General features: G+C 69.9%; 8 protein-coding genes. 4 read left to right on the plus strand and 4 right to left on the minus strand.

Translation table 11 applies throughout. From position 1 onward, the window contains the following. Window positions 1–3 precede the first annotated feature (3 nt). The 3 genes from ACFOYY_RS10545 to ACFOYY_RS10555 all read right to left on the minus strand — a co-directional run bounded on the left by ACFOYY_RS10545 (window position 4) and on the right by ACFOYY_RS10555 (window position 3335). A complete protein-coding gene (locus tag ACFOYY_RS10545; protein ID WP_386189598.1) occupies window positions 4–1170 on the minus strand; it encodes a polysaccharide deacetylase family protein in 1167 nt (388 codons plus the stop codon). Further along, on the minus strand, window positions 1167–2528 hold the full coding sequence (locus tag ACFOYY_RS10550; protein WP_386189599.1) for a YVTN family beta-propeller repeat protein: 1362 nt from the start codon (window positions 2526–2528) through the stop codon (window positions 1167–1169). Before ACFOYY_RS10550 ends, ACFOYY_RS10545 begins: the two co-directional genes overlap by 4 nt. Window positions 2529–2711: 183 nt before the next feature. Continuing rightward, window positions 2712–3335, minus strand: coding sequence for a TetR/AcrR family transcriptional regulator (locus tag ACFOYY_RS10555; protein WP_352014001.1), 624 nt, complete (start codon window positions 3333–3335; stop codon window positions 2712–2714). A 128-nt stretch (window positions 3336–3463) separates the two neighbouring features. On the opposite strand from ACFOYY_RS10555, the gene ACFOYY_RS10560 reads away from it, so the two are divergent. After that, complete coding sequence (locus tag ACFOYY_RS10560) at window positions 3464–3664, plus strand: ferredoxin (RefSeq protein WP_352014002.1); 201 nt, start codon at window positions 3464–3466, stop codon at window positions 3662–3664. Between the two features lie 61 nt (window positions 3665–3725). Here ACFOYY_RS10560 and ACFOYY_RS10565 read toward each other — a convergent pair whose 3' ends face one another. Next, entirely contained in the window at window positions 3726–5090 is a 1365-nt protein-coding gene (locus ACFOYY_RS10565; RefSeq protein WP_352014003.1) for a glutamine synthetase family protein, read from the minus strand. Between the two features lie 175 nt (window positions 5091–5265). Here ACFOYY_RS10565 and ACFOYY_RS10570 point away from each other — a divergent pair, with 175 nt between their 5' ends. The 3 genes from ACFOYY_RS10570 (at window position 5266) to ACFOYY_RS10580 (ending at window position 8220) form a co-directional block, all read left to right on the plus strand. Then, window positions 5266–6075, plus strand: coding sequence for an acetoacetate decarboxylase family protein (locus ACFOYY_RS10570; protein ID WP_352014004.1), 810 nt, complete (start codon window positions 5266–5268; stop codon window positions 6073–6075). A 211-nt stretch (window positions 6076–6286) separates the two neighbouring features. Beyond that, window positions 6287–6859, plus strand: coding sequence for a MarR family winged helix-turn-helix transcriptional regulator (locus tag ACFOYY_RS10575; protein ID WP_352014005.1), 573 nt, complete (start codon window positions 6287–6289; stop codon window positions 6857–6859). Between the two features lie 380 nt (window positions 6860–7239). Continuing rightward, a complete protein-coding gene (locus ACFOYY_RS10580) occupies window positions 7240–8220 on the plus strand; it encodes a COG1361 S-layer family protein (RefSeq protein WP_386189600.1) in 981 nt (326 codons plus the stop codon). The last annotated feature ends 46 nt before the right edge of the window (window positions 8221–8266 follow it).

The following is an 8266-nucleotide window of genomic DNA, read 5'->3' on the forward strand; positions in this document are numbered from 1 at the left end:
CCGTCAGAGGGCGAGGAGGTCGGTGACGGTCACTGGCTGGAGGCGGCGGCGGGCAAGGCCCTTGAGGATGTGGGGCATCGCCTCCGCCGTACCTGGGTGGCCCAGGTGCAGGCTGACGATCGAGCCCGGCCGTACGGTGTCCAGGACGTTGGCCGTGACGGTCGCGACTCCGGGGTCGTTGTGGTCGTCGGAGTCCACGTCGTAGGACAGGCAGGTCCGGTAGCCGACGCGGGCCGCGAGTTCGCGGACCATGGGTGTGGCGTGGTGGGCTCTCGACGGCCTGAAGTAGGAGCCGATCGTCCCGGTGAGGCGGCGCAGCCTGGCGGCGCACCGGGCGATCTCGTCGTAGGCCTCGCGCTCCCCCATCGAGGAGATGTCCAGGTGGTGCTCGGTGTGGTTGCCCAGGTCGTGGCCACCGGCCAGGACGCGCCGGGCCATCCGGGGATGCCGGGCGAGCCAGTCGCCGACCGCGAGGACCGTCAGGTGGGCGCCGTGCCGTTCGGCCTCGGACAGGACGCGTTCGGCCAGGTCGGCCGGTCCGGCGCCGTGGAAGGTCAGCGCCACCCTCGGCCGGTCCCGGGGACCGTTGCTCACCTCGCGAGCCATGCGCCCGGCACCGGACCTCCTCCTGGCGGACATGCGCTTCCGGGTGGCCGGGGTGGCGGCGGGACCGGGGGCAGGGGCGGGGTGGATGCCCAGGGCCTGCCACGGGTCCGGTACGGCCTGCCCGGGACCGGGGGCGGTCTGCCAGGGGCCTGGGGCGGGGCTCTGAAGATCCGGAGGATCGGAGGCGGGCCGCCACGATCTCCGGACGGGGTGCTGGAGATCCGAGGCGGCCTGCCCGGGAGCGGTGGGCCGCCAGGGGCCCGGGGCGGGGTGCCGGTCGTCGGGGAAAGGTTGCCAGGGTTCTTGAACGGCCTGGCGAGGGCCCACAGCGGGGCTCGCAGAGGGCCCCACGGCGAGGCCCGGAGCGGCCGGGACGGAGAGGGGCCGGGGGGTCGGCACCAGGGAGGTCCCCCCGGGGACCGTCCTCGGAACCGCCTCGGGCACCATCTCGGGAGCCGCGCCCGGCCCTCTCCTGCCCGGGGAGCAGGAGACCACGCCGCCGAGGGCGGCGACGAGCCCGAGGCCCAGGACCAGGCGCCGTCCGACCACGGCCTCCCCGTTCACCGGAAGATCCCGGTGTGGCCGAGCGAGTAGCGTCCCGGCTGGGGGTAGACGGCCAGGCCGTGCGGTCCGGCGCCGACGGGGATCTTGCGGATGAGACGGCCGTCGGCGGTGTCGAGGACGTAGACGACCCCGTCGTACCTGCCGGACAGCCACAGGCGGCGCCCGTCGGCGGACAGGCCGCCCATGTCCGGTGAGCCGCCGCCGGGGATGCGCCAGGTGGCGACCGGTTTGTGGCGGGCGAAGGAGATGACCGAGACCGACCCCTCACCCCGGTTGGACACGTACAGCAGCTTCGAGTCACGACTGACGTAGAGGCCGTGGGCTCCCTCTCCGGTCCTGACGAAGCGTTTCACCCGGAAGTCCTTCGCGCCGACGAGCCACACCCCGTTCCTGGACATGTCGGCGACGTAGAAGGTGGTGCCGTCGGGGGACAACTTGACGTCCTGCGGCATGCTCCCCCGAACCCCGGCCATCCCATGTCCCCTGGACGCCACGTGGCCCACGGGCGCCCGCCCATCCGGCATCACGTGGCCACCCGGCCTCGCGTGCCCAACCCGCGCATGTCCACCGACCGTCGCGTGCCCTCCGGACGTCGTGTGGCCGTCGGCCGTGGCGTGCCGTACGCCGTCGGTGTCCGGGTGGCCGTGGGGCACCTTCGTCTGGGTCAGGTCGACGACGGCGCGGACCTTCCTGGCGGCCACGTCCACGGCCACCAGCTGGCCGGAGAACTCGCAGCTGGCCAGGAAGACCGTCTCGTCGGCGGTGAAGTCGCCGTGGTTGACGCCCCGGCAGGGCATCGGCAGCGAGTACCGCAGCCGCATGGTGCGCGGGTTGCGGAAGTCGAGGCGGTTGTTGCGTTCGGCCATCACCAGGGCGGTGCGGCCGTCCGGGGTGAAGTACAGGTTGTAGGGGTCGTCGACGGGGATGGACCTGCCCGGTCTGCCGGTCTTCGGGTCGATCGGGGTGAGCGTGTTGCCGTCGTTGTTGTTGACCCACAGCGTCTTGAGGTCCCACGAGGGGACGACGTGCTGTGGTCGTCCGTGGACGGGGAACTCGCGGATCACCCGGTAGGTCCTTGGGTCGATCACGCTGACGGTGTCACTCTCGCTGTTGGGCACGTAGACCCGCGGCGGGAAGTCCCTCACGGCCGGGCTGAGCATCCCCGGCCGGTCGTGGGCGTAGACGTCCGGCGTCTTCGGCTCCGCCCTCACCGGGACCCGCCCGTGCGGAGACCCGGCGGGCTCGGCGGGGCCGGCCGGTACGGCGGGGCCGCTCCCGCATCCCGGCACGCACGCGAGCGCGATGACCAGGGCCGTACCGGCGCGAAGCCGCCCTCGTCCGTCTTCCAGCCGTCTCATGACCGCCCCCGTCGCCCTGGTTCCAACGAGGGCCCGTCCCGCGGGACACCTGGGCGACTCCCGCGGAACAGGCCCAGGGAAGACGCTAGGAACCCCTCGGTCAGGAAAGGGTCATGCCGTGGTCATCGGTGGCCCGCCTTTTCCCGCTCCCGGGCGCGCGACGGCCACCCAGGTCAGGAAATGTCAGCTCTCGAAGGGAGGTACGGCGCGCAGCCCGGCGAGGGCGAGGCCGACGGCCCTTCTGCACCCCTGGAGCACCTCCTCGGCGGGGCCGCCCTGCTTCAGACCCATGGAGATCGCGAGTTTGGCGGTCCCGACCACGGAGCCGACGGCGGCGCACGCCTCGACGGCGTCGAGTTCGCCGGGGAAGGCGTCCTGGAGGGCCTCGACCATCTGGTGCTGGACGTCGAACATCAGCAGCAGCGCCTGCGCCCTGAGTGAGGGGACGCTCATGACCAGGCGGTTGATCTCGGTGATCTCCCAGCCCATCTCGGCGTCCTCGGCCAGGGTTTCGAAGATCGTCTCCACGGCGCGGGCCAGCAGGTCGGCGGGGCCCTCGTCAGGGCGGCGTTCGGCGAACGTCCGCAGCAGGCGGTCGAGGCTCTCCCTGGCGTCGCACAGGACCACCTCCTCCTTGCTCGCGAAGTAGCTGAAGAACGTCCGTGTCGAGACGTCGGCGGCCATGGCGATCTCGGAGATGGTCGTCTGCTCGTAGCCCTTCTCCAGGAAGAGGCGTAGGGCCCCGGAGATCAGAGCATGTCTGGTACGGAGTTTCTTGCGTTCGCGCAGCCCGGGGACCTCACCCATGGGCGAATCTTAGTGCATGGAATTATGTTATGCACTTATTGCAAACTTACACCACATGTACTTTTATGGGAGATGACAAACGATCTCCTCCCACGCCACCGCACGGGCCACACATACTGGAGGATCCGATGAAAATCCACACCGACACGCAACGGTGCGTGGGCGCGGGCATGTGCGCGCTCACGGTGCCCGAGGTGTTCGACCAGAGCGAGGACGACGGCACCGTCGTCCTTCTCGACGCCGAGCCCCCGGCCGCCCAGCGGGCCGCGGTCCAGCGGGCCGAGCGGCTGTGCCCTTCGGGAGCCATCTCGGTGCTTCTCGACGACTGACCGCCTGGCTCCCCGTCCCGGCCGCGTGACCCGCGAAAGTCCGGCCGGGACGGGAAGATCATCAGAGGTGGTAGGCGTACTCGCGGAACTCCCAGTCGGTGACGGTCCTGGAGAAGCGCTGCACCTCGTCACGCTTGTAGGCCAGGTACGCCGCGGCGAACTCCTTGCCCAGCACCTCGGTCAGCTCCGCGTCGGCCTCGAAGGCGTCCAGCGCGGCGGGCAGCGTCATCGGCAGCACCGGCGCCTTGGTCGCGTCGTAGCCGTAGCCCTCAAGCGGGGCCGGGGGCGTGATCCGGTCGCGGATGCCGAGGTAGACGGCGGCCAGCAGTCCCGCGATGCCCAGGTAGGGGTTGGCCGAGGCGTCGCCGAGCCGTACCTCGATGCGACTGCCCGCGCCGCGCTCCGGCGGGATGCGCAGCATGGCGCTGCGGTTGTCCAGCCCCCAGTCGTTGAGCCAGGGCGCCAGGGTGTCGGGGCCGAAGCGCTTGTAGGAGTTGATCGTGGGGTTGAGCAGCGCGGCCAGGGCCGGGGCGTGGGCGAGCACGCCGCCGATGGCGTGCAGCGCGGTGACGGAGAGGCCGTGCTCGGCGTCCTGGTCGCCGGGCTGGGCGGCGAAGACGTTGCGGCCCTCGGCGTCCACACATGACAGGTGGACGTGGAAGCCCGAGCCGCCCTCGTCGTCGAAGGGCTTGGCCATGAAGGTGGCCATCAGGCCGTCGTGCCGGGCCAGCTCCTTGATCGCGCCCTTGAAGCGGAAGGCGCGGTCGGCGGCGTCGAGGGCCTCGGAGTGGTGCAGGTTGATCTCGAACTGGCCGCCGGAGAACTCGTGGTTGCCCATGGTGACGCCGATGTCGAGCTTGCGCAGGGTGCGCAGCGTGCGCAGGACGTGGGACAGGCGGTCCCCCTTGCGCCCGGTGACGTAGACGTTGCCCAGGGCGTCGTCGTAGCGCCGCCACCCGCTGGACGAGCCGGGCGTGGGGTCGGGTTCGAGCAGATAGTACTCAAGCTCGGGACCGGCCAGGGCGGTCAGGCCGAGGTCGGCCAGGCGGGCGACGGCGGCGCGCAGCACCTGGCGGGGGGATTCGAGGAAGGGGTCGCCGGTCGCCGGGTCGTAGGCGTCGCCGAGGACGTGGGCGACGCCGGGCTCCCAGGGCAGCTCGACCAGGGTGCCCAGGTCGGGGCGGATGGAGACGTCGGGCAGGCCCCGGTCCAGACCCCCGGGGACGGGGACGGTGTCCCCCTGGGGTGAGGTGTAGTAGACGGCCTGACAGAAGGCGACACCGCTGTGGACGACGTCGGGCAGGCGTTCCAGCAGGACGTCCTTGCCGCGCTCGGTGCCGATCAGATCGGGGTAGCCGACCCGGACGACGTCGATGCCCTGTTCGCTCAGGCGCTCGACCGTCCGTTCTGCGGACTCCGCGCTCACTGCGTCCCCCTTGGTTCGTCCCAGGATTTCGTTTGGATGCAAAACATACGCCTCGAACAGCCGAGGAACAAGGCTCCAGCCAGGAAGGCGGCCGTTCCCATCGTGACATCTCGCAGTTCAAGGCATATCGTATGGCCCCAAACAGTCCAAGACGTTCCCTAGGCAAGGAGACATCGTGGCCACGGTGCGCGGCTTCTTCACTCCCAAGACGGCGACCGGCCGCTCCTCGCTGGTCCCGGCTCCGCCGTGGTACTACTCCGGTGATCTGCTCACCGTCGAGTATCGCACCGACCCCGCCAGGGTGGCCGAGCTGCTGCCCGAGCCCCTGACCCTCGCCGACGAGGACCCCGGCGCGGTCGCGATCATCTGGGCCGACTGGCAGTCCTGCTCGGGAAGCAAGGAGGAGCTCCTCGACCCGGTGCGCTCGCAGTACAAGGAGTGCTTCGTCGTGGTGCGCTGCGCCTTCGAGGGGCGCACCTTCTCCCGCTGCGTCTACATCTGGGTGGACAAGGACTTCGCGATCGCCCGTGGCATGCACCAGGGCTACCCCAAGAAGCTCGGCTCGATCCACCAGACCCGCCCCTACCCGTACGGCCAGGCCGCGCCCCGCATCGGCGAGGGCGGCACGTTCGGCGCCACCCTGGCCGCCGCCGACCGCCGTCTGGCCCAGGCCGTCGTACGGCTGAACGAGCCCAGCGAGACCAACGGCTTCGTCAACGGCCACCCGATGGCCCACAACCGCTGGCTGCCCTCCATCGAGCCGGGTGGCGGCCTGGCCCTCGACGAGCTGATCTCCAGCGCCGGGCAGTCCTTCGAGGGCGGCCAGGCCTGGAAGGGCGACGCCGAGATCGAGCTGTTCGACGCCCCGACCGAGGAGCTGTCCGCGCTGCGCGTCGAGGAGGTCATCGGCGGCTACTACCGGCAGGTCGGCGTCGTCTGGAACGGCGGCACCCTGCTGCAGGCGGGTGGCTCCGGAGCCGAGTGACCTTCCGGATATGACAGGACCCGTACGGTGCAACCCCGTACGGGTCCTGTCATATCCGGCGCCAGTCCGTTGACGTGCGCGGCGAACATCCGCTGGGATGGAAAGGAGAGCGCTCCCCTGACCGGCGGAGGGAGTGACGCCGTCGAAAATGGCGTGAGGATCTGTTCTTCCCGGCCGGCCACCACCCGCCGTACGACATCGAGGAGTTCGCGTGCCCGCGTACTATTCATTGACGGAGACCGAGGAAGCGGTCAGCCGCCGCCTCGGGAGCATCCCGATCAGACGCGAGGCACTGGCCGCCGTCTCCAATCTGCACCGTGCGGCGACCGCCGTGCGACAGCACCTGGAGAACTCCGCCCTGCGCGTGGCCGACCTGACCTGGAGCGCGTTCGTCGTGCTGTGGGTGGTGTGGATATGGGAGGAGATCGAGACCCGGCACGTCGCCGCCGAGGCCGGCATCTCCAAGGGCACGCTGACCGGCATCATCAAGACCCTTGAGTCCCGTGGCCTGGCCGTACGCAGCCAGCATCCCGACGACGGCAGGCTGGCCCTGCTGCGACTGACCCCCGAGGGGGTCTCCCTGATGGAGCGGCTCTTCCCCGCCTTCAACGACGAGGAGGCGTTCGTGGTCACCGACCTCGACGCCGAGGAGGCCGTGACCCTGGCGGAGTCCCTGCGCCGGATCGTCACCCATCTTGAGGAGCACGGCGAGGAGCGTCGCGCGAAGCTCCGCAAGGAGAACCCGGCTCCGCCGCGTCGCGGTGGCCGCCGCCGCGCCGAGTAGCCCCTTCGCTCCGCCTCGGGCGGGGTCCCACTCGTTCTCCGGGTGGGACCCCGCCTTTTTGCGCTTTCCGGCCCGAAGGACAAAATCCGATTGATATGACCCTATTTTCCACTCCGGGACGATTGCCCCTGGCCTTTCCCTCGGGGAGTTAACGGAAGACCATCGCGGCTTTCCGTTAACCACCCCATCGGAAACCCCTACTACAAACCATTGACAAAACACCACACCGGGTGCGCGACCTCGCGTTTCTCAAGGAAATAGCATGCATTGCTTTATTACCTAAAAGGAGAACCGTGATAAAAGAGACATTGTTCGCCAAAGCTATCCTGCGTTCTCGTCGCTCGGTGTGGCTGTCCGTGGGAGCGGTGACCTGCGCGCTCATGATGGCCCTCCCAACCTCGGCGAGCGCGGCCGGCACGACCGGCGCCCCCAGGGCCGGCAAGATCGCCAAGACGGCCCACGTCGACAGGATGGGCAAGGTGGCCAGGAGGGCCAAGACGGCCAGGGGGCCCGTGCTCCGGCACCGCGCACGGGCGGCCGCCGACCAGAAGAGGGCCCGGTTGGTCGTCCATCACCGCACGGTGTTGCGCGAGACACCCCGGGTCCTGCGGATCAGGCAGGCCGACCCCGAGGCCACCGTCAACGCGGGTCAGAACGGTATCTACACGCTGAGCGTGACCAACAACGGCCCCGCGGTCGCCACCAACGTCGTGGTCACCGACACCCTGGACTCCAGGCTTGAGATCGTCCCCCCGCTGCCCGAGGGATGTACGGCCGCGGGTCAGGTCGTCACGTGTACGGTCGCCTCGCTCGCCGTCGGCGCGACGCAGACCTGGGACATCACGGTCAGGGTCCGGCCCGACACGCCGGTCGGGACCGTCATTCCCAACGTCGCCGACGTCGACTCCGACAACTCGACGCCGGAGACCAGTAACAACGCCAACATCAACGTCGCCGCCGAGTCCGACCTGTCGATCACCAAGACGGCCGGCACGCTGAACTCCGGTGGTACCGGCACCTACACCATCACCGTCACGAACAACGGGCCGTCGGACGACACGGGAGTCGTCGTCACCGACACCCTGCCCGCCGGACTGACGTTCGTCTCCAGCACGCCGCCCGGATGCACCGCCGCGGGACAGGTGGTGACCTGTGAGGTCGGCACCCTGGCCGCCGGAGCCAGCACGAGCATCACGCTGAACGTCAACGTCGACGCCAAACTGACCGGAACGGTCAGCAACACCGCCAGTGTCACCGGTGACAACTCCGACCCCGACACCGACAACAACACCGTCACGATCGACACGCCGATCAACGCCGTGGCCGATCTGACGATCACCAAGTCCGTGCGGGCCGGATAACCCGCTTCCCGTCGGGCTCGCCGTCCGCCCGGGCGGACGGCGAGCC

This window comes from Streptosporangium jomthongense (assembly GCF_042650425.1).
Taxonomy (GTDB): domain Bacteria; phylum Actinomycetota; class Actinomycetes; order Streptosporangiales; family Streptosporangiaceae; genus Streptosporangium.

Excerpts from the sequence above, each read along its gene's own strand:
- ACFOYY_RS10550 (WP_386189599.1), bottom strand. The coding sequence starts at position 2,528 with ATGAGACGGCTGGAAGACGGACGAGGGCGGCTTCGCGCCGGTACGGCC.
- ACFOYY_RS10555 (WP_352014001.1), bottom strand. The coding sequence starts at position 3,335 with ATGGGTGAGGTCCCCGGGCTGCGCGAACGCAAGAAACTCCGTACCAGA.
- ACFOYY_RS10560 (WP_352014002.1), top strand. The coding sequence starts at position 3,464 with ATGAAAATCCACACCGACACGCAACGGTGCGTGGGCGCGGGCATGTGC.
- ACFOYY_RS10580 (WP_386189600.1), top strand. The coding sequence starts at position 7,240 with ATGATGGCCCTCCCAACCTCGGCGAGCGCGGCCGGCACGACCGGCGCC.